This is a genomic window from Streptomyces sp. 2A115, assembly GCF_052245575.1.
Taxonomy (GTDB): domain Bacteria; phylum Actinomycetota; class Actinomycetes; order Streptomycetales; family Streptomycetaceae; genus Streptomyces.
Window position 1 is genome coordinate 40,089 of the sequence record NZ_JBQQCG010000060.1, and the last position, 23,492, is coordinate 63,580.

Consider the following 23,492-nt stretch of genomic DNA (forward strand, 5'->3'; position numbering starts at 1 on the left):
TCACCGTCTGCTTTCCTGAAAACGCCTGTTGCTCTCAACACCCCTGTTGCTCTCAACACCTCTGCTGCTACCGAGACCATCTGCCGCTCTCCACACAGCCCCGCAGTTCTCAACACCTCTGTTGCTCTCAACACCCCTGTTTTTCCTGAGCGTTCGCTCTGAACCGACGACTTGATGGGAGGGGCGGCTTTGCCCGACAACGGATGGCCGGCCGACCGAATCGACACCGAGAACGCGCACTCGGCGCGCATCTACGACTACATCCTCGGCGGAAAGGACTACTACCCCGCCGACAAAGAAGCGGGCGACGCCATGTCGCGGGAGTGGCCCGCCATGCCGATCCACATGAAGGCCAACCGTGACTGGATGAACCGCGCGGTGGCCTACCTGGCGAAGGAAGCGGGGATGCGCCAGTTCCTGGACATCGGCACGGGCATCCCCACCTCCCCGAACCTCCACGAGATCGCCCAGTCGGTGGCCCCCGAGTCCCGGGTCGTCTACGTCGACAACGACCCGATCGTCCTCACACTCTCCCAGGGCCTCCTGTCCAGCACGCCCGAGGGCAGGACCTCGTACGTCGAGGCGGACATGACCGACCCGGCGACCATCCTGGACGCGCCGGAGATCCGCGAGACCCTCGACCTCAGCAAGCCGGTCGCCCTCACGGTGATCGCGATCGTCCACTTCGTCCTGGACGAGGACGACGCGGTCGGCATCGTCCGCCGCCTCCTTGAGCCCCTCCCCTCGGGCAGCTACCTGGCGATGTCCATCGGCACCGCCGAGTTCGCGCCGGAGGAGGTGGGCAGGGTCGCCCGCGAGTACGCGGCTCGCAACATGCCCATGCGGCTGCGTACGTTCCCGGAGGCCGAGGAGTTCTTCGAGGGCCTCGAACTGGTCGAGCCCGGCATCGTCCAGGTGCACAAATGGCACCCGGACGGCTCGGAGACCGAGCCGATCCGGGACGAGGACATTGCTATGTACGGGGCGGTGGCCCGTAAGCCGTAGCGCTTCGCTGGGGGCCAGGTGATTGTCTGCGGCCCGGTGGGGGCTGGTCGCGCAGTTCCCCGCGCCCCTCGTGGGGGCGCGGGTTACTCGTCGTCTGCGGCTAGTGGTTCGTTCGACGGCGCGACGAGCCGGGCCGTGAGGTCCGGGTCGGCCATCTTCGGGTCGAACGGGAACATGGGGCGGCGGATGCGATGGTGGCCGAGTCTGGCGAGGTCCTGGTCCACGCCGCCCGGAGTGAGCGCCATCTTCCAGTCGGCCGCCATGGTGAAGAGTTCGGGCTCCAGGTAGCCGATCTTGACGATGACGACGTCGGCCGTGCGGGGCGACAACTCCAGGTCGGTGAAGTCGTGTTCGTAGTGGTACGGCTTGCGCAGGGCGGTGAGGATCACGTACACGCTGCCGACCCGCAGCACCGCCTCCGCCTCCGCGTGCGGGTCTCCGTGGCGGATCGCGTGGACCACGCCGGTCATGGTGAGAGGGCCGGCATGCCGGTCGTCGACCTCCGCCCCCGCCGTGACGGTGACGGTCGCTCCCACGCCCGCGCGCACCGCATCCACCACCGCGGCCGGGCCCGGGAGTGAGGCGTAGATGACGGTCGGGCCGGCCGGGTCCTTGAACTCCGGCTGGGACAGCACCCGTTCGAGTCCCCAGGTGACGTCGCCCGCGCCGCCCGCCGTCGGGTTGTCCCCGGTGTCGCTGATGAAGTACGGGCGCCTCTCCGAGGCGGAGGCCAGCGCCTCGTCCAGGCAGCCGTCCAGCGTGTCCGTCGGTGCGACGAACTCGAAGGCGTGCCGCGCCTCCCAGAAGCCCCGCGCCAGACGTTCGGCGCCGGCCACCACCGCCTCCCGCTCGGGGCCCGTGACCACGACCGCGGCCCGGTTGCGCGGCTCGTCCGCCCACGCGTACCCGACCCAGATCGCCGCGTCCGTGACGCCCTCCGTCGCCTCCACCTCCTCGACCGCCGCGTAGACGCTCTTCGCGGGTTCGATGCGGGTCGAGGTCTGCTCGCCGGCCAGGAGTACGGGCACGGGGATCCAGGCCTTGGCCGGGCGCGGTGCGCCGGTCGTCAGGAGGTCCACGAGGTTGCGGGCCGCCCGCTCCTTCGTCTCCATGGCGTCCTCGTGCGGGGCCATGCGGTAACACGTGATCAGGTCGCTCAGGTGAGCCAGTTCGCGCGAGACGTTGCCGTGCAGGTCCATGGAGGTGGACACGATCACGTCCGGGCCGACCGTCTCGCGGACACGGGCCAGCAGGACAGCCTCCGCGTCGTCGACGCCCTCCACCGTCATGGCGCCGTGGATGTCGAACCAGAGGCCGTCAAGGGGCCCCAACTCCGCGAGACGCGCGATGAGTTCATCGGAGAGTTCCGCGTACGCGGCTGCCGTCACCGTGCCGCCGGGCAGCGCCTTGCCGACCAGTGCGCCGTGCCAATCCGCGGCGGCTCTCAGCGGCGCCCCGGGCGCGAGGAAGGGATAGCGGGTCAGTACGTCCGCTCCGCGCTGCGGATGGAAGGCGGCGGCCTCGGTCCGGGCCGGCGAGAATGTCGACGACTCGATGCCGAGCCCGGCGATGGCGATGACGGGGTGCGCTACGGGGGTACGGGGTTGTGGATGTCGTTGGGCCATGACTCCTCGCCTCCTCCTGAGAGCTCGAGAACTATTGGGGCGTGACCGACTGAACCGACTGAAGGGCGTGTGCCAGAGCCCGCTGCAGCGCGAACTGCCCCGCGCCGACGAGCCCCGCGTCGGCGCCGAGGCTCGCCCGCTCGATCACGAGATGCTCGGTGACCAGCGGATGGCAGCCCTCGTACAGCTGGCTGCGGACGGCGGCGACGAACGGTTCGAGCGTGGACAGGAGGCCGCCGAGGTAGACGGCGTCGGGGTTGAAGAAGTTGACGTTCGCGGAGAGGACCATGCCGAGGTACCGGCCGGCCTGGCGCACGGCGCGCGTGGCCTCCGGGTCGGCGTCGGAGGCGAGGCGTACGACGTCCTCGATGGACGCGACGTCGAGGCCGCGCTCGCGCAGGATCCGTACCAGCGCGGCGCCCGAGGCGACCGTCTCCAGGCAGCCGGTGTTGCCGCAGGAGCACGGGATGTCGTGGCCGGCCTCGACGCGTGCGTGGGTGATCTCGCCCGCGGCGCCGGTCGCGCCCCGGTAGAGCCTCCCGTCGGCGATGACCCCGGCGCCGATCGCGGAGCCCATCTTCACCATGATCGACTGGCGGCGCTCGGCGGACTGGACGCTGTGCTCGCCCACGGCCATGCAGTTGGCGTCGTTCTCGATCGCGGCCGGCACACCGAACCGCTCCTCCAGCCAGTCCCTGACGGGGAACCTGTTCCAGCCGGGCATACGGGAGGGGAGCGTCACGACGCCGGGTCCGACGTCCACCGGGCCGGGGAGGCAGAGGCCGACGCCGCGCAGCAACTCCCGGCCGCGTCGCTCGGCAAGGGCCTCCAGGGTCTCGGCGAGCGAGGGCAGCGCCGCCTCGGGTCCCTCCGCCGTCGCGAACGGCACCGTCGAGACCTCGGTGAACCCTCCCCCGGGCAGCACGACACCCACGCGCGCGTGCCGTCCGCCGAGGTCGGCCGCGACGGCGAACCCGTCGCTCCCGCCGAGCCGAAGAACCTTGCGCGGGCGCCCGCCGGTGGAGGACCGGGTGCCCTGCTCGGCGACCAGCCCGTGCGCCACGAGCTGGCTGACCGTGAGCGAGATCGTCGAGGGGGCGGCACCGAGCAGGCCGGCGAGTTCGGTACGCGTGGTCGCCTGCCCGGAGGCGAGGAGTTCGAGGACACGCTCGGCCAGCGCGGAGACGCCGGTGGCACCCCTCCGGTGCGCCGCACTTTTTTCAGACATGGACGAAGTAACTTCCAAGATCGAGGAAAGACCGGGGACTTGAGGCAGGTCGAAAGGGTCGAGGCGACGAGCGTACGTCCGTGGACGCCTCTCTGTACTTTTTCCAGAACAGCAGAAACAGACTTTTTACAGCGACCCGACTGTTTCTTCGAACAGTCGGGTCGTTGACTGGCTCCGCCACGCGCCGTTGTCCATCAGAAGCCCCGTGGCCCTTGTTCACCCTTGAGGAGAGCCATGTCCCCTGCTCGTACGACGCTCGTCGCCGGTGCCGTCGTCTCGGTGGGCACACTGCTGCTCGCGGGCTGCTCCGGGACGAGCGACTCGTCGTCCGCGTCCCCCGACTCCATCAACTACGCACTGCCCGCGAACTTCACCCCGAACTGGATCCTGCCGATCGGCACCGCGGCGCACCTCAACACCAACAACAGGTCCATCGCCGACAGCCTTTGGGAACGGCTCGTCGCGTACGACGGCTCGACCGGCAAGATCGCCTGGAACAAGCAGGCGTCTCTCGCCACCGCCGCCGACTTCGCGTCCGACAGCAAGAGCGTCAACATCACGCTCGGCGACCGGACTTGGAGCGACGGCAAGCCGGTCACCTCACGGGACGTCGAGTTCTGGTTCAACCTCATCAAGGGGAACAAGGCGGAGTGGGCGGGCTACAACCCCGGCAAGGCGCCGGACAACTGGACCTCGTTCAAGACCGTCGACGAGCGCCACTTCACGATCACCTTCGACCAGGCCTACAACTCCGAGTGGATGCTGGCCAACCAGCTGAGCGAGATCACCCCACTGCCGCAGCACGTGTGGGACAAGACCGGCGCGTCCGCGAAGGTGTCCGACGCCGACCGGACCGCCGCCGGCGCCAAGCAGGTGTGGACCTACCTCAACACCGCCGCGAAGAACATCTCCGGCTACGACAAGGACGAGCTGTGGAAGACCATCAACGGCCCGTACTCGGTCACGTCGTTCTCGACGTCCGGCAAGGTCGTGCTCGCCGCCAACAAGAAGTACGACGGCGGTGAGAAGCCGGACATCGCGACCGTGAACCTCCTCCCCTTCACGACGGCGGACGCCCAGAAGAACGCCCTGCGCTCCGGGAGCGTCGACTACGGCTACATCGAGGCGACCGACCTCGACCAGAAGGACAGCTTCACCGCCCAGGGCTACACGGTGAAGCCGTGGTCCGGCTGGGCGATCACGTACATGCCGTACAACTTCAACAACCCCGCCATGGGTGCTGTGTTCAAGCAGCTGTACGCGCGTCAGGCGGTCCAGCGGTCGATCGACCAGACGAGCCTGGCGAAGGTCATCTTCAACGGCACGGCCGTGCCCGGCTACGGTCCCGTCCCGCAGGCGCAGGTCTCGGACTTCGTCTCGCCGACGCAGAAGGACAACCCGTATCCGTTCTCGACCACCGCCGCACGAGAGTTGCTGACCGGCCACGGCTGGACCGAGCAGGGCGGTGTCATGGTCTGCACCGAGCCGGGCAGCGGCGAATCGCAGTGCGGTGAAGGCGTCGCCAAGGGAACGAAGTTCCAGATGCAGGTGCTGTCGCAGTCCGGCTCGACCGTGACCGACAACATGATGAGCGCGATCCAGTCCTCGCTCGAGAAGACCGGCATCAAGTTCTCGATCAAGACCGCACCCGTCAACTCGGTCCTGTCGCAGACCCCGCAGTGCACGTCGGGACAGTCGATCTGCAAGTGGCAGCTCTCGTTCTTCGGAACCGCGGGCAGCTGGTACTTCAACGCCTTCCCGACCGGCGACTCGCTCTTCCAGACCAAGGGCGGCTCGAACTTCGGCAACTACTCCAACCCCGAGGTCGACAAGCTGATCACGGCGTCCACGACATCGACCTCCTCGCAGGCCGTCCAGGACTACAGCGCGGCCGTGGCGAAGGACCTGCCGGTCATCTGGCTCCCGGCACCCGACTACCAGATCTCGGTCGTCAAGAACGGCCTCGGCGGCTTCCCGCAGGACTCGCTCGCCAACTTCCACCCGGCGCAGTGGAAGTGGACCAAGTGAGGACCGGCTGAGACCCAACTCATGGACACCATCCTCTACTTGACCCGACGGGTCCTCCAGGCCCTCGTGGTGATCCTCATCGTCACGGTCGTGGTCTTCTGCCTGCTGCACGCGCTGCCCGGGGGTCCCGCACGCGGGATCCTCGGCCCGCAGGCGACGGCCGAGCAGATCGCGGCGTTCAACCACGAGCAGGGCCTGGACCGTTCGCTCCCCGTCCAGTACGTCTACTACCTGAACACCCTGCTGCACGGCGACCTCGGTACGTCGTACACGCTCAATGCCGCGGTCTCCGAGCTCATCGAGCAACGCCTGCCGAAGACGCTCGTCCTGACCGTGCTGTCCGCGCTCGTCGGGCTCCTGCTCGCGGTCCCGCTCGGCATGTGGCAGGCGGTCCGGCGCAACAAGCCGGTGGACTACGTCATCACGACGCTGAGCTTCGTCGCGTACTCGACTCCCGTGTACTTCCTCGGACTTGTCCTGGTTCTCGTGTTCACCCAGGTCCTGCGCTGGTTCCCCTCCCAGGCACCGCAGGGCGACACGCTCGGGGACGTGTTCGCGCAGCCCAACGCGCTGGTCCTGCCGGTCGTCGCGGGGGCCGCGTCGATGGTCGCCGTGTTCAGCCGGTACATGCGCGCGGCGACGCTGGAGAACCTCTCGGAGGACTACGTACGGACCGCGCGGGCCGGTGGCTCGCGGCAGAGCGCGATCCTGCGGCGGCACGTCTTCCGCAACTCCCTCACCCCCGTCGTCGCGATGCTCGGCTACTACGTGCCCGTGCTCTTCGGCGGCGCCCTCGTGGTCGAGCAGCTCTTCAACTACCCGGGAATGGGGCTGCTGTTCTGGAGCGCCGCGCAGTCCTCCGACTACCCGGTGCTGCTCGGCTGCGTGCTCGTCATCTCGGTCGCGACCGTCGTCGGCACGCTGCTGGCCGACGTCGTCCAGCGGCTCATCGACCCTCGTGTGAAGGCGGGCCGGACATGAGTGCCGTACTCCAGACCCAGGCGGTCAACGGGGAGTTGGTCACCGGCTACCGCCTCTCCGTGCGGCGGTTCGCGCGGAACCGGCTCGCGGTGGCCGGGCTGGCGGTCGTCGTCCTCTTCCTGCTCTTCTGCTTCGTGGGACCGCTGCTGTACTCGACCGACCAGACTCACACGGACCTCACCCAGGTGAACCTCGCGCCGAACGGAGCGCACTGGCTCGGCACCGACGCGGTCGGGCACGACGAGCTGGGGCGGCTGATGTTCGGCGGGAAGGTGTCGCTGCTCGTCGGTCTCGCGGCCGGGCTCCTCGCGACCGTCATCGGGACGCTGTGGGGCGCGGTCGCCGGGTACGCGGGCGGCTGGGTGGACGCGGTCATGATGCGCGTCGTGGACGCCGGGATCGCCATCCCCGCGCTGTTCATCCTGCTCGTCGTCTCGGCGATCACGTCCCCGGACGCGCTCGGGCTGATCGTCATCCTGGGCCTGGTGTCGTGGCTGGTGCCGTCGCGTCTCGTACGGGCGGAGACGCTCACCCTGAAGAGCCGCGACTACGTGCTGACGCTGCGCGCGATCGGCGGTACGCACAGCCGGGCGATCGGGCGGCACATCCTGCCGAACTCGGTCTCGACCATCGTCGTCGCGGCGACGTTCCAGGTGGCCGACGCGATCCTGCTGGTGGCGTACGTGTCCTATCTCGGCCTTGGTGTCCAGCCGCCCTCGACCGACTGGGGCGGGATGCTGTCGGCCGGGCTCACGGCCGCGTACTCGGGGCGCTGGTGGCTGATCGTTCCGCCGGGTCTCGCGATCATCCTCGTCGTGTGCGCGTTCAACGCGATCGGGGACGGGTTGCGGGACGCGTTCGATGTGAGGGGGCGCGGATGAGCACGAGCATCCTGGAGATCGAGGACCTGGGAGTGACCTTCTCCACGGAGACGGGCGACGTGCCCGCCGTACGCGGGGTCTCGCTCCACGTACGGCCCGGTGAGACGCTGGCGCTGGTCGGCGAGTCCGGGTCCGGGAAGTCGACCGTGGCGCTCGCCGCGATGGGGCTGCTGCCGGGGAACGCGCGTGCGTCCGGCCGTGCCTCGGTCGACGGCACGGACGTCATCGGCACCGCCGAGGCCGAGTTGGCGGGTTTGCGAGGGCGTACGGTCTCGATGGTGTTCCAGGAGCCCGCGACCGCGCTCGATCCGCTGACCCGGATCGGGGCGCAGATCGCGGAGGTCATACGCAACCACCGACCGGTCTCCGCGCGCGATGCCGCAAGGGAAGCGGTCGAACTGCTGGGCCGGGTCGGCATCCCCGAACCGGCGGCACGGGCGTCCGCGTATCCCTTCCAGCTGTCCGGCGGACAGCGGCAGCGTGTCGTCATCGCCATGGCGATCGCGAACGCCCCGAGCCTGCTCATCGCGGACGAGCCGACCACCGCACTCGATGTCACCGTGCAGGCCGAGATCCTCGACCTGCTGCGGGCACTCGCGGCCGATTCCGGGACAGGGGTTCTGCTGGTCACGCACAACATGGGCGTCGTGGCGGACTTCGCCGACCGGGTCGCGGTGATGCTGGAGGGGGAGATCGTGGAGACCGGGTCGGTGGAGGAGGTACTGCTGCGGCCGACGCACGAGTACACCAAGCGGCTGTTGGGGGCGGTGCCTCGGTTGGCTGTCGCGGGGGCGGGGGCGGGGCCGGCTGGAGGGTGCGGGCCGTCCGTGGCTGGTCGCGCAGTTCCCCGCGCCCCTAAGAGGGGCGCCCAGCCGCCCGGTGCCGGGGCCGTGCCGGAACCGGCCGACGCCAAGCCAGTCGGGAGCGGTGACGTCCCGGTCGTCGACCTGCGCGACGTCTCCGTGCGCTTCGGTCGCGGTCGCCGTGCCGTACGGGCCCTTCAGGACGTCTCGCTCACCGTCCGGCCCGGTGAAACCCTCGGCCTCGTGGGCGAGTCCGGGTCCGGCAAGTCGACCGCGGCCCGGGTCGCCCTCGGGCTCGTACCGCCCGCCTCCGGGTCGGTCTCACTGTTCGGCACCGACCTCGGGCGGGCCCGGGGGCACAGGCGTCGAGCCCTGCTGTCCGGCGTCGGCGTGGTCCTGCAGGACCCGGTGGCCTCCCTGGACGCCCGTATGAGCGTGGCGGAGTGCGTCGCCGAACCCCTGCGTGTCCACCGGCGGAGGATGACGGCGGCCGAGCGCCGGGCCCGCGTCGCGGAGGTCCTCGAACTGGTCCGGCTGCCAAGGGAGTTGGCGAACCGCGGGCCGCGTGAGCTGTCCGGCGGTCAGCGGCAGCGGGTGAGCCTCGCCCGGGCTCTGGTGCTGGAACCCCGGCTGCTGGTGGCCGACGAGCCGACCAGCGCCCTCGACGTCAGCGTGCAGCAGACGGTCCTGGAAGTGATCGCCGAGCTCCAGGACGAACTCGGTTTCGCGTGCCTGTTCGTCTCCCACGATCTCGCGGTCGTCCAGCGGTTCGCGGAACGTGTCGTGGTCATGCGGGCCGGACGCGTCGAGGAGGAGGGCACCACCGCGACGACACTCCTGCACCCCGAATCGGAGTACACCCGTCGGCTCATCGCCGCCGTGCCCGTACCCGACCCGGTCCTCCAACGCCTGCGCCGTACGGAACGCCTGGCCGCGCTCGCCGTCGCCGGAACGGAGGCCCGGTCGTGACCGCGACCGAGCCCGGCCCGCCCGCCCCCGAGGTGTTCGCCGGTGTCGACATCGGCGGCACGACCACACAGGCAGTGCTCTGCACGCCCGGACTCACCGTCCTGGACAGCCTGGAGGTGCCCACGCCGGCGGCGGAGGGCGGCGGGGCGATGGTCCGCGCCGCGGTCGACGCACTGGGTGTGCTGCTGGCGCGCGTATCCGTTCGCGGCCGCCCTCCCCGGCTGCTCGCGGCCGGAGTCGGCGCGGCGGGCGTCGTCGACTCCCGCGCCGGACGCATCCTCGTGGCGAGCGACTCCTTCACCGGCTGGGCCGGTTTCGAGGTGACGGCGACGATGGAGGCGGCCCTGGGCGTACCGGTCTTCCTCGACAACGACGTCAACGCGTTCCTCCGCGGCGAGGTGGCCAAAGGTGCCGTCGCGGACGAGCCGCACGTACTCGGGATGACCCTCGGCACCGGAGTCGGCGGCGCGCTGTGGCTGGACGGCGCGCTGTACGACGGCCCGCACGGCGCGGCGGGCGAGATCGGCCACGTCCCGGGCTTCGGGGACCTCCCGTGCACCTGCGGCGGCCGCGGCCATCTGGAGACGCTGGCCTCCGGCCGTTCGATCGGCGCGCGGTACGGCGAGCGGAGCACGGCTGAGCGGAACAGGGCTGAGCGGAGTGGGACGGCGCGAAGCCGTACCGCCGCTACCGCCCGAACCACCCATACCGCCGGCGCCGTCGCCGAGGCGGCCGAGGGGGGCGATCCGGACGCGCTCGCCGTGTTCGAGGCAGCCGGTGCGGCGGTGGCCCGCGCGATCCTGATCACCGCAGGCATGCTGGACGTCACCACCTGCGTGATCGGCGGCGGCGTCAGCCGTGCCTGGGCCCTCCTCGAACCCCCGATCCTGGCCGCGCTCGCCGCCGAGCCCCCCGTGAGCGGGCGCCCGGTCCGGGTCGTACCGACGCGGCTCGGCGGCGCCGCCGTCGCGATCGGCGCCGCGTCCCGCGCACGCACGGAGATCCGGGAGTCCCGGAAGCGCTTCGAGCAGCCCCGCCGACCGCTTCCGGATGGCAGCAACTCGGCCACGGCCAGGAGTGGTTGACCACCCGATCGTCACCTTTCGGCCCAGCCGCAAGATCAAATACGCAATTCCGGCTAAGCGGGTGCTCACTTGACTACCGGGTGTCACACACGATTGGCTCCGGCCAGCGATAGTCAGACAGTCGGTCCGCATCCTGCCGGCCGTCGCGCCGACTTGACGCTGCCCATCCGCTTGCCCGGCCGCACAGCGAGGTGCCGCTCCATCATGAACATTCGTTCCGCACGTCACCTTTCCGTCAGTTCCGCGCGCGGTACGGCCCTGGCCTCCGCCCTCGCCGCCGTCTGTCTGCTCGCGGCCGGCTGCTCCTCCTCGGGCGGGTCGGATTCCGGCAGCGACGCCGCCCCGGCCGGCCAGGCGGACACTCCCCGGCTCAAGGTCGCCCTGATCACCCACAGCGCCCCCGGTGACGCGTTCTGGGAGCTGGTGCAGAAGGGCGCGCAGGCAGCGGCCGCCAAGGACAACATCGAGCTGACGTACACGAACGACCCGACCGCCACGGGCCAGGCGGGCCTGGTGCGGGACGCGGTCGCCGACGGGGTCGACGGCATCGCGGTGACCCTGGCCAAGCCGGACGCGATGAAGAGCGCGATCGCCCAGGCGAGAACCGCGGGCATTCCCGTCGTCGGCCTAAACTCCGGTATCGACGCCTGGCAGTCGGCGGGCCTGCTGGAGTACTTCGGCCAGGACGAAAGCGTCGCGGGCCGGGCCGTCGGCGACAAACTGGACGACTACGACGCCAAGCACGCCCTGTGTGTCATCCACGAGCAGGGCAACGTCGGCCTGGAGGCGCGCTGCGCCGGCGTGAAGAAGACGTTCGGCGGCGACACCGAGAACCTCTACGTGAACGGCGCCGACATCGACGCGGCGACCAAGGCCATCACGGCCAAGGTGCGGCAGGACCCCACCATCGACGAAGTCGTCACGAACGGGGCGACGTTCGCGCTCGCGGCGGTGAAGTCGGTGAAGGAGGCGGGCGGCAAGGCCGAAGTAGCCACCTTCGACCTCAACAAGGACCTGGTCAAGGCCGTGCAGGGCGGAGACGTGCAGTTCGCGGTGGACCAACAGCCCTATCTGCAGGGCTACCTCGCAGTGGACTCGCTCTGGCTCTACAAGACCAACGGCAACCTCAGCGGCGGCGGAGAGGCTCCGGTGCTCACCGGTCCGGCGTTCGTCACCAAGGAGAACGTCGCCGCAGTCGCGAAGTTCGCGGCCAACGGGACGCGCTGATTCGCCGCCCCCAGGTAACGGCGTGACCAAGGTTTCGGGTACTCACTGTGTGTGCGGTCACTTGTACGGATAGCATCCTGCACACTCCTTTGTGCTGTACGGGACACACGGTCACCCGCCGCGCTCGTCCCGAAAACCCCGCCCTCCCCCGCTGACCATCCCCACTCCCTCCCCCTCCCCCCGCTGCCCACTTCCGCTCGCTGATCGCCCTAGGACGACCATGTCTCCATGGAGAGGTTCCCGGCGCCGTCTCGGTTCCATACGACTCTCGCTGATCCTGCTGGCTCTGGTTCCCAGCATCACCCTCGCCGCCATGTGGGGTGTGACGACGATCCAGATGTTCTCCGAGGGGCTGCGGCTGCGGGACCAGACCGAGCTGAGCAAGTCGACCGGAGCCATGGGCACCGACGCGACGCTCGAGCTGCAGCGGGAACGCAGCCTGTCGGCCGTGCTGATGGCCTCCCCCGGCAGCTCCCGGACCGCCCTGGACGAGCAGCGGAAACGTACCGACGAGGAGGTCGCCAAGCTGGTCGGTCAGTCCGACACGATCGAGAAGGCCCCCGAGCGGATCGGCGACCGGATGTACTCGGTCATCGCCGCGATGGGGAGCCTGGAGTACTACCGGGGCCAGGTGGACCACCGCACCAACATGACCGCCGACCAGGCACTGGCCCAGTACACCTCGATCATCGACAACCAGATCCAGGCCTTCCAGGAGCTCTCCCAGGTCGACGACGGGGACCTCACCTCGCAAGCGGGGCCGCTCGTCTTCCTTGAGCGCTCGGCGGAGCTGGTCTCCCAGGAGGACGCCCAGCTGCATCTGTCCTGGCCGTCGGGGCGGGTCGACGAGAAGTCGTGGGACCACTTCACGCAGCTGGTCAACGTACGGCGCTGGCTGGTCCAGGACCAGCTCCAGCCCTCGCTGCGCGGCACGTTGAAGACACAGACCGAGCGGATCCTCGAGGGCCCGGAGTGGAAGGCCGTGGAGACGGTCGAGGACCAGGTGCTCGCGGCCCGGGCCAAGGGCCTCACCGATGACCGGGAGATCGCTCTGCCGAACGCGGGGAAACGTTGGGGCACCGCGCTGGACAAGCTCTCGGACCAGTACACGACCCTGATCCGCCAGGAGACGGCGGCACTGCTCGAACGCACCGACGACAAGGCGCAGGGACTGCTGATCAAGGCGGCCTCGCTGAGCGCCGGCGGACTCGTCGCCCTGTTGGTGTGCGTCATCATGTCGTGGCGCATCACCCGCTCGCTCTCCCGGCGGCTGCGCGGACTGCGCCTCGCCACCCTCAGCCTCGCGGAGGAGCGGCTGCCCGATGTCGTGGCACGGCTCGACCGCGGCGAGACGGTCGACGTGGAGTCCGCCACACCCCCGCTGGACTACGGCCGGGACGAACTCGGCCAGGTGGCCCAGGCGTTCAACACCGCACAGCGCACGGCGGTCCACACGGCGGTGGAGCTCGCCGACACGAGACGCGGCTTCCAGAAGGTGATCCTGGGCATCGCCCGGCAGAGCCAGAACCTGGTCAACCTGCAGCTCAGCAAGCTCGACGCACTGGAACGCGAGCACCAGGACCCGCAGATCCTCAAGGGCCTGTACGAACTGGACTCCAACGCGAGCCAGTTGCGCCGGTACGAGGAGAACCTCGTCATCATCAGCGGCGAGCGGCCCGGGCGCAGCTGGACCAAACCGGTCGCGCTGATCGACATCCTGCGCAGTGCCATCGGCGAGATCGCCGAGTACCAGCGGGTGGAGGTGCAGACCGACGAGGAGGTGTTCCTCACCCCGCCCGCGGTGGCGGACGTCATCCATCTGCTGGCCGAACTCATAGACAACGCGACCGCGTACTCCCCCGCGCCCAGCCCGGTCGGGGTGCGGGCCGGGATGGTGGCCAAGGGTCTGGCCGTCGAGATCGAGGACCGCGGCCTGGGTATGTCCGAGGAGGACTACGCGGCGTTCAACGCCCAGTTGGCGGTGCCCCCGCAGTTCGACGTGGTGGCGCTCGCCGACGACCTGCGGCTCGGCATGTTCGTGATCGCCCGGCTCGCCACCCGGCACGGCATCGCGGTCACGCTGCGCCCCTCGCCGTACGGAGGGACCACCGCGATCGTGCTGCTCCCGCACGAGATCGTGGTGCGGGAGCCCCTCGAAATGCCTTCCGCCGAAACGGAGACGGCGGGTTCGGCGGACTCCGCGGACCAGGAGTCGGCCGGGTCCGCGAAGAACTCCGCCGCCGGTGCCCCCGACCCGGACCGGGGGACCCACGAGCGCTCGCGGGAGGCACAACCCGTCGCCCGGGCGCGGACGGCCGACGCCCTCTCGGCCGCTGTCGCGTCCCGGTCGGCCGCCGCCTCCGGCAAGCCCCACCCGGACCCGGGTGTGCGCGGAGGACTTACTCCGCTGCCCCGCCGCGTGCCGCAGACCAGCCTGGCCGCCGAGCTGCGGGAGGACTCCGAGCCCGCCGAGGCCGACGGCTCCCTGGAGGACTTCACCGCGGAGCGCGCGGCCTCCTCCCTCTCCGGTTTCCAGCGCGGAACGCTCCAGGCGCGTGATGACGCCACGGACGCGGCGGTCACGGACACGACGGTCACGGATACGACGGCCATGGATACGACGTACGACCAAGGGGAAGAAGCCGCACCGGAAGGCGCATCCATCACCTCGACTCCGCCCGCGGACCGCTCATGAAGGACAGAGAAATGACACGCCCCATCCCCGCCACGCACAGCCAGCTCGACCAGCTGCTCACCGGACTGGTGGAACGGGTCGCCGAGGTGAACCACGCCGTCGTGCTCTCCGAGGACGGACTGGTCGTCAGCAGGTCCACGGGCTTCCTGCGCGACGACGCCGAGCGGCTGGCGGCGACCGCGTCCGGCCTGATGAGCCTCAGCAAGGGCGTCAGCATGGACTTCCGCGGCGGCCCCGTGCGCCAGGCGCTCATCGAGATGGCCAACAGCTATCTGATACTCAGCACGGCAGGCCCTGGCGCCCACCTCGCCGTACTCACCAACCAGGGCGCGGACGTCGGCGTGGTCGCGTACCAGATGAACATGCTGGTGAAGAAGATCGGCGAGCACCTCAGCGCGGCACCCCGGGCCGGCATCGCCACCACGGACAACGGCGAGTGAGGTGAACGGAGGCGACGCGGCCGGCCGTCTCGTACGGCCGTTCACGCTGACCGGCGGCCGGACCCGGCCCAGCCGCGCCGACTTCACCCTCATCACGTCGGTCACCGCGGTGGACCCGCCGCCCGACCGGATCGGCCGGCCGCAGCCCGAACACGCGCGGATCCTGCGGTTGTGCGCGAAGCCGGTCGTGGTGGCGGAACTCGCCGCCCAGCTCGATCTGCCGGTGAGCGTGGTCTGCATCATGCTGTGCGACCTGCTGGAAGCGGGCTTGATCACCGCCCACGCCCCGCGCCAGATCTCCCGAACCTCGGACATGGACCTGCTGCAGAAAGTGAGGGACGGCCTTGGTCGGCTCTGACCCCGTCACCCAGGGGATTTCGGCACCCGACACGGTCAAGATCCTGATCGCCGGAGGGTTCGGCGTCGGCAAGACGACCATGGTCGGGTCGGTCAGTGAAATCGTTCCGCTGCGCACCGAGGAATCGCTGACCTCGGCCGGTCTGGGCGTCGACGACCTCCACGGCATACCGGAGAAGCACGCCACGACCGTGGCCCTGGACTTCGGCCGGATCACGCTCAGCCAGGAACTGATCCTCTACCTCTTCGGCACGCCCGGACAGCAGCGGTTCTGGTTCATGTGGAACGACCTCGCCATCGGCGCCCTGGGTGCCGTGGTCCTCATCGACGTACGCAGGCCTGAGTCCAGCTTCGCCGCCATCGACTTCTTCGAGCGGCGGGACATCCCGTTCGTCGTCGGCGTCAACGGCTTCCACGGCCAGCATCCGTACGACCCCGAGGAGATCCGCGACTCCCTGGCCCTGCCGGAAGGGACCCCCGTCCTCCTCTGCGACGCCCGGGACCGCGAGTCGTGCCGGGACGTACTGATCGCCCTGATCGACCAGTTGATCGCCACCTCCGCCCAGAGCAACGGAAGCGGCGGATCCAACGGGAGCCTGTGACGCTCACAACCGTTCGGGATCAGCGGCGAGTTCGGTAGGCCATTGGCTCGGGTCCGCGCTGTCAGTGCCGAGTGCTTGTATGCGCACCATGACTTCATCGACATCGTCGGTATTTCCCGCTCCGCCCAGGCGAGTTCAGCGGCCGGACGTCACCGTCATGCAGCGCACCACCGCCGATGAGCTGGCCGGCATCCAACGGCTCTGGCCGTCGTTCGAGCAGCTGGTCGGGGTACGCGGACGCAAGATTTACGCGCGGATCGACGAGCAGCGGAACACCTACACGGTCTGCACACCGATCAAGGAGAACGACAGCCCGGACAGCCTCGGCCTGAGCGTGGGCACCTTGGCCGGCGGCTGGTACCTGCGCGGGCTGCTCGTCGGCGAGCCTCCCCAGGTCTACGGGCTCATCGCCGACGGGATGGCCGAGCTGCAGTCGATGTCGCCGGCCGACGAGCTCCGCCCCCTGGTCGAGTTCTACCGCCGGCACGACCGGATCGAGCTGTGGCTGCCGATCCGGCCGTGACGGACTCGGGGTCGTGGAAGCGCGCGCCGGCAACTGCCGGGTCCGGGCCCGACTCACGGTGTCAGTACGACCTTTCCGGCGACGGTCCCCGACTCGGCCAGCCGTAGGGCGTCCGCGACCCGGGCGAGCGGCAACTGGGCCGCGACCTGGGCGGTGACCTCGCCGCGCTGCAATGCCGCGAAGACCTGGGTGAGATCGGCGCGCAGGCGGGCCCGGAAGCGGTCCTTGCCGAAGGCGCTTCCGGCCCAGACGTTGAAGAAGTACGCGCGCCGGCCGTTGGGCAGGCTGTTCCACAGCCAAACCCGGCCCAGGATCTTCATGACGGGCCACTGCTTGGAGCCGGAGTCGTCGCGGGTGGCGGCGCTGCCGTAGGAGACGAGCGTGCCGCCGGGCGCGAGGAGCCGCCAGGAGTCGGTCACACTGCGCCCGCCGACGTGGTCGAAGACGGCGTCCACACCACCGGGTACGAGTTCCCGGACCCGGGCGGGGATGTCCTCGGTGCGGTAGTCGATCGGGGTGACGCCCTGCCGGCGCAGCGCGTCGTGGTGGCGGGCGGAGGCCGTGCCGATCACCCGGACGCCCGCCGTTCGCGCCAGTTGGACCAGCAGGGTGCCCACGCCGCCGTTCGCGCCGTGGACGAGGATCGTCTGCCCGGCCCGCACACGTGCCTTGCGGTGCAGCATCTGCCACGCGGTGATGCCGTTGACCACCGCGGTCTCCGCTTCCGCCGCACCGACGCCGTCCGGCACCGGCACCACGTCGGCCGCGTCCAGGGCCACATGGCTGGCCCATCCGCCGGTCTTGGTCAACGCGGCCACTCGCCTGCCGACGAGGCCGGGGTCCACGCCTTCGCCGGCCGTGAGCACCGTACCGACCAGGTCGTAGCCCGGAACGAAGGGGAAGGGCGGCTGGTCGTAGTAGCGGCCGCGACGCATCTGCTGCTCGGCGAACGAGACACCGGTCGCCTCCATGGCGACGACGACCTGGCCCGCGGCCGGCGCGGGGACGGCCCCGTACCGAAGTTCGAGCCCCTCCGGCTCGACCTTGCCCGGAAGGACCACCTCGACGAGCTCCGCAGTACCCATGACTACCTCCATCAGTGATGCGCCAACTTGTTCGTTAGAAGCTGTAACTACAGTGACTGATATTCGCGAAGATGTCAAGCAATTCCTGTAGGGCCACGCACGAGTGAGACCCTCTAACCACCCTGCCACCCTGTCTCCCGAGCCACTCGGACACATCACCTCCCCACCGGCACGGGGTCATTCCCGGCATGCCGCGTCTATCCTCGGGAGGCATGGAGGGGGCTTCGGGCACGGACGGATCCGGTGAACTGCCGGACTCCAGCGCGTCGTTCGGGCCACTCGTCGTCGCCCCGCCGTTCCTGCGGGCCGCACAGGTCGAGCTCCCCGAGGAGAAACCCGACCCGACCCTGCTGCCCACCATCACGCTGCTGGAGCGCGCGGTGTCCCGCGGCAGCGACCCGGACGAGCTCCCGCTGCCGCAGGACCAGCTCCTCGCGGGGCAGTACAAGCTGATCCGAAAGCTCGGCTACGGAGGGATGGGCGAGGTCTACCTGGCGCTCGACACCAAGGTCGACAACCGCGAGGTCGCCATCAAGATCGTGCACCCCGAGCAGGCGGCGGTCGCGGCGGGCGCCCTGGCCCAGGAGCGGCGGGCCCTGGTCGACCTCAGCCACGGCGACATCATCCGCGTCTTCAACTACGGACATCACCCTCATCCCAAGGTCGGGGACTTCCTCGTCCTCCAGTACGTGGACGGGCTGACGCTGGAGGAGGTACGGGCCCGCGCCCAGGTGAACCCGGCCGAATTCGGCGGCGGCCGCTTCCACGAGTTCGTACTCGCCTACGGGGTGCGGATCCTGGCCGCGCTCGGGTATCTGCACGCCGACCGGCCCAGCAAGGTCTACGGCGACCTCAAACCGGACAACGTCATGCACGACGGCACCACGACGAAGATCATCGACGTGGGGAGCGTCCGCGCGGCCGGCCTCCCCGGTCACGCCACGGAGGGCTTTCGCGCTCCGACCGTCGGTCCGAACGGCGAATCCACCGGCCAGGACGACCTGTTCAGCCTGGGCGAGACGCTGCGGCGGCTGAGCGGGCTGGGGGAATCGCCGGCGGATCTGGCGGAGCTGGGCTGCCTGGACGTACTCAGCCGGCTCGGCACACCGGACGGCCCCGGCGCTCCCGGGTTCCCGAAAGCCGACCTGATGACGGCGCCCGCTCCCCGCGGAGTCGGCCTCTTGTCGCTCGCCCGAGTGCTGCACCGCGCGACCCGGAGCGAACGGGCCGGGCGGTTCGCCACCGCGCGGGAGATGGAGGAGCAACTACGGGGAGTTTTCCGGGAATTACGGTCGCTGCGGACCGGGATGGAGACGTTCGAACCGTCGCCGCTCTTCCTCCAGTCGTCGTACGCGCTCGACGGGGCGCTCGGGTCCGCGCCGCCCCTCGCACGGTGGGCCGCGCCGGACGCCCCCGCACCGTACGCGCCACCGTCGCCCGCCGAGGTCGCGCAGCGGCTGCCCGTCCCGCGGCCCGACCCGCACGACGAGCACCACGCACAGCTGAGCAGGCTGGCCGACGCCGCTCCGGAGGCGCTGCTGCAGCACACCGGGGACTGGCAGGACTCGCCGGAGGTCCATCTGCTGCGCTGCCGCCTGCGGTTGAGGATCCCCGGCGGCCGGACCGAAGCCGCCGAGCGGGAACTGCGGTCCGCGCAGGCGCTGATCGGACCCGAGCGCGCCCCGTACGACTGGCGGCTCGACTGGCACCGCGGGCTGCTCTCGCTCGCCCGGGACCAAGTGGCCACGGCTCGGGACCACTTCGACCGGGTGTTCGCGGCGATCCCGGGCGAGTACGCGCCGAAGCTCGCCCTCGGCCACTGCGCCGAGCACCTGGACAGCTGGCACGAGGCGCTCACGTTCTACGAGGCCGTGCGGCTGCGCAACCCGTCGCTTGGCAGCGCGGCGTTCGGTGCGGTGCGGGCGCGCCTCGCGCTGCGCGGCGAGAGGGCGTGGGACGACGCCGTGCGGGCGCTCGACGCGGTGCCTCAGCACTCGCGGCATCGAACCGCGGCGCGTACGGCCGCTGTTCGTATCGGAGTCGAGCATGTGCGCACCGCCGAGCGCCCGTACGAGACGGCGGAGCGGCTCCGCGAGGTGCTGGAGCGGCTGACCCGGCTCTTCCACGCGCACGGGCTCACGGACGAGCAGGCCCGGGTCCGTATGACGGCGGAGGTGTGGGAGGCCGTGCGGGACGCGCTCGCACGGGGCGCCGTCGACGAAGCGGGCCTGGACGCGCTGGCCGCGGGAGCCGACGTACGGCTCGGCCTCCCGTCCGACGAGCCCGGCCTCCGCAAGGACCTGTCCCGCCTCTACCTCGCCCTCGCCCACCAGGCCGCCCGTTCCACCGATCCCGAGGACGCGGCCGTCGCCGAGACCCTGCTGGACCGCGCCTACGAGGTCCGCCCGCCCGCCTTCCGACACCACAGGGACAGCCCATGGCTCGGAAAGAGACTCACGACCTGGCTCCGGACGATCGCCCATACGCCGTCGCCCGGGAAGAGCGCCGACACGTCGCCGCCGGGGAGGAACGCGTCGCCGGAGACGAACACCCGGACGGCCCGCGAGTGAGACGAGCCGGGTGGCCGCGGCGCACGGCCCGCGGTGCACGTGCGCCTGCGCCTGCGCCTGCGGAGGCCGATGCCCCGCGGCCCTCACGTCTCCCGCGCGGTGCCCGGGCCGCACGCGCCGTCGCCGCCGAACTCGCCCGCCGCGTCTGGCGCTACGCGTGGCCGTCGACGGCCGGCCGTCGCAACCGCGGGTATCTGCGGGACCGGCTCGTCGCGCTGCCGTTGCTCGCCGTCGTGGCCTTCGGGGCGTTCGGGTGGGCCTACGCGGGTGTGCGGGGCGACTCCGCGGATATGCGGGACCGGCTGGCGCCCGCACTGGTCGATCTGGCGAACGCCAAGGCGTCGCTGTTCATCGCGCAGGGCGAGGCCGAGGAGAACCTGGCCGACGGGCGGGCGGCGGAGCTCAGTGGGCTCAGCGAGCGGTACCGGACCCGGGTGGCGCGGGCGACCCAGAGCCTGAACCAGGTCACGCGCGGCGGAGCGCTGACCGTGGCCGAGGAGCAGGAGCTGCGTGTGGTGTCCGCGCTGGTCGTGGACTACACGGGGTGGATCGGCCAGGCCCAGGGACACGCGACCGACCCGGTCCTGCGGGACGCCGAGCTCACGTACGCGCGCAGCATGCTCTGCTCGGCCCCGGTCGCCGCCGCGCACAGCGGGGACCGTTACCCGCCGTGCCGGCCCACGACCGGCTCCGGCGCGACCTCGATCGTGGACCGGGTGTCGGGCCTTGAGCAGCGGCTGCGCGAACGGCTGGCGGACCGGGCCGCCTGGGGCGGTGGCGTGCTCGCCGCCGCTGTCGTCTCCGGGCTCGCCCTCGTACTGCTCGCCGCCGGACTCCGGCGGACCGTGTCCTTCCTGCGCCGCCGCTTCCGGATCCGGCTCAGCATCCCGCTCACGGCCGCCGCCCTGCCTCTGCTCGCCGTTCCGCTCCTGACGACCGACGCGCTGCTCGCACGGCAAGCGCAGGCGGAGGCCGTCCCCGTGGCGGACGCGCTCGCCGAGCGAACCTCCCCCGAAACGGAGACGGTCGTCGAGGAGCGCCCCTTCGACGGCCCGGATCCGCGGGCCATCGAGGTGCTGGAGGACCGGATCGACGACGGTCTGTCCGACGGCCGACTCGCCTTCCTTGACGGGGTCGCCCCCTTCGTGTTCCCCGCGGGCCTGGTCAGCGCGGGCCTCGTCGGCGGCGCGCTGCACGCCTACCGCCGCGAGTACCTGGTGGTCGCCCGCCCGGGAGCCGTCTCATGAGCCGTTGTACGAGCCGTCGCGCGAGCCTTCGGGTGAGCCATGTCCCGCGCGCCATGAGCCGTGTCCCGCGCGCCCTGCTCGCGGTCTGCCTGCTCCCCCTCCTCCTCTCCGGCTGCACGTCGGACGACCCCGACCCGCTCGTCGTGCTGGGCCCGTGGACCGGCAAGGAGGGCGAGGCCTTCGAGGCCGCACTCGAAGGCCTCGACGACGGGACCGGCAGGACGTACACGTACGAAGGCACCCGCTCACTGCGCGAGACGCTCGTCTCGCAACTGGAGGCGGACGCCCCGCCGGACGTGGCGATCCTCAACAGCATCGGCGAACTCACCGAGTACGCCCGCCGCGACCAGCTGAAGCCCCTCGCCGAGGAGACCGCCGAGCGCGCGTACCCGCCGTGGGCGCCGACACTGCTCGTGGACGGCAAACGCCGTACGTACTGGGTGCCGTTGAAGGTCGACCTGAAGAGCCTGGTGTGGAGCAAGAAGGACACCCCGAGCAACACGAGCGACGACCCGACGTGGTGCGTGGGGCTCGCCTCGCAGGCCACCTCTGGCTGGCCCGGCACCGACTGGATCGAGGACATCCTGCTCCACCAGGCGGGCCCGGCCCTCTACGCGGAGTGGGCCACGAGCCGCCTGAGCTGGCGCGACCCGGCCGTCCGGCGGGCCTGGACAACCTGGGCACGGCTGCTCGGCGACCGCTCCGAGGCGTCGATCGAGCAGTCCCTGACCACCTCGTACGAGGGCGCGTCCGGACCCGACAAACCGCGCGGCCTACTGGACTCCCCCGGCTTCGGCGGCTGCACGCACGAACACCAGAGTGCCTTCATCCGGTACGTGTACGCGGGCGACGACGTCCGCGTGGAGCCGTCGGCCCGGTTCCTGGGCGGGCGGGCCGAGTACCGCGACGCGTTCGAGGTCGCGGGCGACATGGCCGCCGTCTTCAGCGACGACCCGGCGGCCCAGGAACTGGTGGAACGGCTGTCGAGCCCGACCGGACGGGAGCGCTGGCGGGCGAAGGCGGACCCCGCGGTACGCCCCCTGTTCCCGAACACGACCGGCCCGGCGCCCACGGTGCCCGGGAACCCCACCGAGCAGGAGATCGACGCCCTGCTCAACTCGCACGCCCGCACCCTCTGCTTCGACGCCTCGGACGTGATGCCGCCCGAACTCCGGGACGCCTTCCACCGCGCGGTCCTCGAGTTCTTCGGAGACCCCACGGAGCAGCATCTCGCCTCGCTGCTCCAGCAGTTGGACACCGTACGCGTCCAGGTGAACGCGGAGTCGGCCGGCGACCGCTCGTTCCGGCCACCGGAGGGTATCTGCGCGGGCCCGGGCGGGTGAGCGGGCCTGGCCGGGGGGCCTCCGGGGGCTGTCCGGGGAGCCGTCCGGTGGAAGAAGGCAGGGTCGGCGCCGCGGTCCCCACCGGTCCCTCGGGTCGAAGAAGCTCGGCCAGCCCTCCGCTCCAGGGACTTTTCAGAGACTTTCAGCGCGGTCCGAGGTACTTCCGAGGGATTTTTCACCGCCTGACGCAGCAAGTCCCCGAAGGATCGGAAAGAGCATCCGTCCCCGATCAGAGGCCCTTTCCCAGGTATAGCCGCAGGTAGCGGCAGACGAGTCGGGCTGTACGCCGGATACCGTACTGCCCGCCCCCGTCAGCTTGCCGAGAAGACGGAAGACGCCTCTCCAGCACAGCCCGACCGAACCTCAGCCCTCGTCCGGCGTCAGCCGCAGCGAGATCGAGTTGATGCAGTACCGCTGGTCGGTCGGGGTCGGATACCCCTCCCCCTCGAACACATGCCCAAGATGCGAACCGCACCGAGCACACCGCACCTCGGTCCGCACCATCCCGTGCGACCGGTCCTGGATCAGCTCGACCGCGTCGGTGTCCTTCGGGTCGAAGAAGCTCGGCCACCCGCAGTGCGACTCGAACTTCTCCGTGGAGGTGAAGAGTTCGGCGCCGCAGGCACGGCAGGAGTAGACGCCTTTGGTCTTGGTGTCGGTGTACTCACCGGTGAACGCCGGCTCCGTGCCGGCCTTGCGCAGGACCGCGTACTCCCCCGGGGTCAGCTCCGCGCGCCACTGCTCGTCCGGCTTTTCGATGTCGTACGACATGAAGCTCAACCCCTCACAACAGGTACG

At 70.5% G+C, this 23,492-nt stretch carries 19 protein-coding genes; 15 read left to right on the forward strand and 4 right to left on the reverse strand.

What is annotated here, in order from left to right; translation table 11 throughout:
- Positions 1 to 189: 189 nt before the first annotated feature.
- The gene (locus ACTWQR_RS37960) at positions 190 to 1,005 is read left to right on the forward strand and encodes an SAM-dependent methyltransferase (protein ID WP_443231797.1); all 816 of its coding nucleotides are present in this window, start codon (positions 190 to 192) and stop codon (positions 1,003 to 1,005) included.
- A gap of 83 nt (positions 1,006 to 1,088) precedes the next feature.
- Here the strand turns inward: ACTWQR_RS37960 and ACTWQR_RS37965 are convergent, their stop codons facing one another.
- Complete coding sequence (locus tag ACTWQR_RS37965; RefSeq protein WP_443231798.1) at positions 1,089 to 2,630, reverse strand: M81 family metallopeptidase; 1,542 nt, start codon at positions 2,628 to 2,630, stop codon at positions 1,089 to 1,091.
- Between the two features lie 31 nt (positions 2,631 to 2,661).
- A complete protein-coding gene (locus ACTWQR_RS37970) occupies positions 2,662 to 3,858 on the reverse strand; it encodes an ROK family protein (RefSeq protein WP_443231799.1) in 1,197 nt (398 codons plus the stop codon).
- Between the two features lie 234 nt (positions 3,859 to 4,092).
- Here ACTWQR_RS37970 and ACTWQR_RS37975 point away from each other — a divergent pair, with 234 nt between their 5' ends.
- The 11 genes from ACTWQR_RS37975 (at position 4,093) to ACTWQR_RS38025 (ending at position 16,449) form a co-directional block, all read left to right on the forward strand.
- Positions 4,093 to 5,886 (forward strand): peptide ABC transporter substrate-binding protein, encoded by a 1,794-nt coding sequence (locus ACTWQR_RS37975; RefSeq protein WP_443231800.1) that lies wholly within the window; start codon positions 4,093 to 4,095, stop codon positions 5,884 to 5,886.
- Between the two features lie 21 nt (positions 5,887 to 5,907).
- A complete protein-coding gene (locus tag ACTWQR_RS37980) occupies positions 5,908 to 6,867 on the forward strand; it encodes an ABC transporter permease (protein WP_443231801.1) in 960 nt (319 codons plus the stop codon).
- On the forward strand, positions 6,864 to 7,748 hold the full coding sequence (locus ACTWQR_RS37985) for an ABC transporter permease (RefSeq protein ID WP_443231802.1): 885 nt from the start codon (positions 6,864 to 6,866) through the stop codon (positions 7,746 to 7,748). Before ACTWQR_RS37980 ends, ACTWQR_RS37985 begins: the two co-directional genes overlap by 4 nt.
- Entirely contained in the window at positions 7,745 to 9,520 is a 1,776-nt protein-coding gene (locus ACTWQR_RS37990) for a dipeptide ABC transporter ATP-binding protein (RefSeq protein WP_443231803.1), read from the forward strand. Before ACTWQR_RS37985 ends, ACTWQR_RS37990 begins: the two co-directional genes overlap by 4 nt.
- Before the next feature lie 32 nt (positions 9,521 to 9,552).
- Positions 9,553 to 10,605: an ROK family protein gene (locus tag ACTWQR_RS37995; protein ID WP_443231825.1), complete on the forward strand. Its 1,053-nt coding sequence runs from the start codon at positions 9,553 to 9,555 to the stop codon at positions 10,603 to 10,605.
- 204 nt (positions 10,606 to 10,809) lie between these two features.
- Positions 10,810 to 11,832 (forward strand): substrate-binding domain-containing protein, encoded by a 1,023-nt coding sequence (locus ACTWQR_RS38000; protein WP_443231804.1) that lies wholly within the window; start codon positions 10,810 to 10,812, stop codon positions 11,830 to 11,832.
- A gap of 220 nt (positions 11,833 to 12,052) precedes the next feature.
- Positions 12,053 to 14,527: a sensor histidine kinase gene (locus ACTWQR_RS38005; RefSeq protein WP_443231805.1), complete on the forward strand. Its 2,475-nt coding sequence runs from the start codon at positions 12,053 to 12,055 to the stop codon at positions 14,525 to 14,527.
- Positions 14,528 to 14,538: 11 nt separating this feature from the next.
- A complete protein-coding gene (locus ACTWQR_RS38010) occupies positions 14,539 to 14,967 on the forward strand; it encodes a roadblock/LC7 domain-containing protein (protein ID WP_443231806.1) in 429 nt (142 codons plus the stop codon).
- A 1-nt stretch (position 14,968) separates the two neighbouring features.
- Entirely contained in the window at positions 14,969 to 15,325 is a 357-nt protein-coding gene (locus tag ACTWQR_RS38015) for a DUF742 domain-containing protein (protein ID WP_443231807.1), read from the forward strand.
- The gene (locus ACTWQR_RS38020; protein WP_443231808.1) at positions 15,312 to 15,926 is read left to right on the forward strand and encodes a GTP-binding protein; all 615 of its coding nucleotides are present in this window, start codon (positions 15,312 to 15,314) and stop codon (positions 15,924 to 15,926) included. The genes ACTWQR_RS38015 and ACTWQR_RS38020 overlap by 14 nt, the downstream gene beginning before the upstream one ends.
- Positions 15,927 to 16,083: 157 nt before the next feature.
- Positions 16,084 to 16,449, forward strand: a complete 366-nt coding sequence (locus ACTWQR_RS38025) for a hypothetical protein (RefSeq protein ID WP_443231809.1) — start codon at positions 16,084 to 16,086, stop codon at positions 16,447 to 16,449.
- A gap of 53 nt (positions 16,450 to 16,502) precedes the next feature.
- On the opposite strand, the gene ACTWQR_RS38030 is transcribed toward ACTWQR_RS38025, so the two are convergent.
- The gene (locus ACTWQR_RS38030) at positions 16,503 to 17,534 is read right to left on the reverse strand and encodes a medium chain dehydrogenase/reductase family protein (protein ID WP_443231810.1); all 1,032 of its coding nucleotides are present in this window, start codon (positions 17,532 to 17,534) and stop codon (positions 16,503 to 16,505) included.
- A gap of 212 nt (positions 17,535 to 17,746) precedes the next feature.
- Between ACTWQR_RS38030 and ACTWQR_RS38035 the strand changes: the two genes are divergently transcribed.
- The 3 genes from ACTWQR_RS38035 to ACTWQR_RS38045 are packed head-to-tail and all read left to right on the forward strand — an operon-like array spanning position 17,747 to position 22,694.
- Complete coding sequence (locus ACTWQR_RS38035; RefSeq protein ID WP_443231811.1) at positions 17,747 to 20,104, forward strand: tetratricopeptide repeat protein; 2,358 nt, start codon at positions 17,747 to 17,749, stop codon at positions 20,102 to 20,104.
- Positions 20,101 to 21,351 (forward strand): hypothetical protein, encoded by a 1,251-nt coding sequence (locus ACTWQR_RS38040; protein WP_443231812.1) that lies wholly within the window; start codon positions 20,101 to 20,103, stop codon positions 21,349 to 21,351. The genes ACTWQR_RS38035 and ACTWQR_RS38040 overlap by 4 nt, the downstream gene beginning before the upstream one ends.
- A 53-nt stretch (positions 21,352 to 21,404) precedes the next feature.
- Entirely contained in the window at positions 21,405 to 22,694 is a 1,290-nt protein-coding gene (locus ACTWQR_RS38045; protein WP_443231813.1) for an alpha-glucoside ABC transporter substrate-binding protein, read from the forward strand.
- A 363-nt stretch (positions 22,695 to 23,057) separates the two neighbouring features.
- Here ACTWQR_RS38045 and msrB read toward each other — a convergent pair whose 3' ends face one another.
- A complete protein-coding gene (msrB, locus tag ACTWQR_RS38050; RefSeq protein WP_443231815.1) occupies positions 23,058 to 23,465 on the reverse strand; it encodes a peptide-methionine (R)-S-oxide reductase MsrB in 408 nt (135 codons plus the stop codon).
- Positions 23,466 to 23,492 lie beyond the last annotated feature (27 nt).

Bases quoted from the DNA above. Each gene is read 5' to 3' on its own strand.
- ACTWQR_RS37965 (WP_443231798.1), bottom strand. From the start codon at position 2,630: ATGGCCCAACGACATCCACAACCCCGTACCCCCGTAGCGCACCCCGTC.
- ACTWQR_RS37970 (WP_443231799.1), bottom strand. From the start codon at position 3,858: ATGTCTGAAAAAAGTGCGGCGCACCGGAGGGGTGCCACCGGCGTCTCC.
- ACTWQR_RS37975 (WP_443231800.1), top strand. From the start codon at position 4,093: ATGTCCCCTGCTCGTACGACGCTCGTCGCCGGTGCCGTCGTCTCGGTG.
- ACTWQR_RS37980 (WP_443231801.1), top strand. From the start codon at position 5,908: ATGGACACCATCCTCTACTTGACCCGACGGGTCCTCCAGGCCCTCGTG.
- ACTWQR_RS37985 (WP_443231802.1), top strand. From the start codon at position 6,864: ATGAGTGCCGTACTCCAGACCCAGGCGGTCAACGGGGAGTTGGTCACC.
- ACTWQR_RS37990 (WP_443231803.1), top strand. From the start codon at position 7,745: ATGAGCACGAGCATCCTGGAGATCGAGGACCTGGGAGTGACCTTCTCC.
- ACTWQR_RS38000 (WP_443231804.1), top strand. From the start codon at position 10,810: ATGAACATTCGTTCCGCACGTCACCTTTCCGTCAGTTCCGCGCGCGGT.
- ACTWQR_RS38005 (WP_443231805.1), top strand. From the start codon at position 12,053: ATGTCTCCATGGAGAGGTTCCCGGCGCCGTCTCGGTTCCATACGACTC.
- ACTWQR_RS38010 (WP_443231806.1), top strand. From the start codon at position 14,539: ATGACACGCCCCATCCCCGCCACGCACAGCCAGCTCGACCAGCTGCTC.
- ACTWQR_RS38025 (WP_443231809.1), top strand. From the start codon at position 16,084: ATGCAGCGCACCACCGCCGATGAGCTGGCCGGCATCCAACGGCTCTGG.
- ACTWQR_RS38030 (WP_443231810.1), bottom strand. From the start codon at position 17,534: ATGGGTACTGCGGAGCTCGTCGAGGTGGTCCTTCCGGGCAAGGTCGAG.
- ACTWQR_RS38035 (WP_443231811.1), top strand. From the start codon at position 17,747: ATGGAGGGGGCTTCGGGCACGGACGGATCCGGTGAACTGCCGGACTCC.
- ACTWQR_RS38045 (WP_443231813.1), top strand. From the start codon at position 21,405: ATGAGCCGTGTCCCGCGCGCCCTGCTCGCGGTCTGCCTGCTCCCCCTC.
- msrB (WP_443231815.1), bottom strand. From the start codon at position 23,465: ATGTCGTACGACATCGAAAAGCCGGACGAGCAGTGGCGCGCGGAGCTG.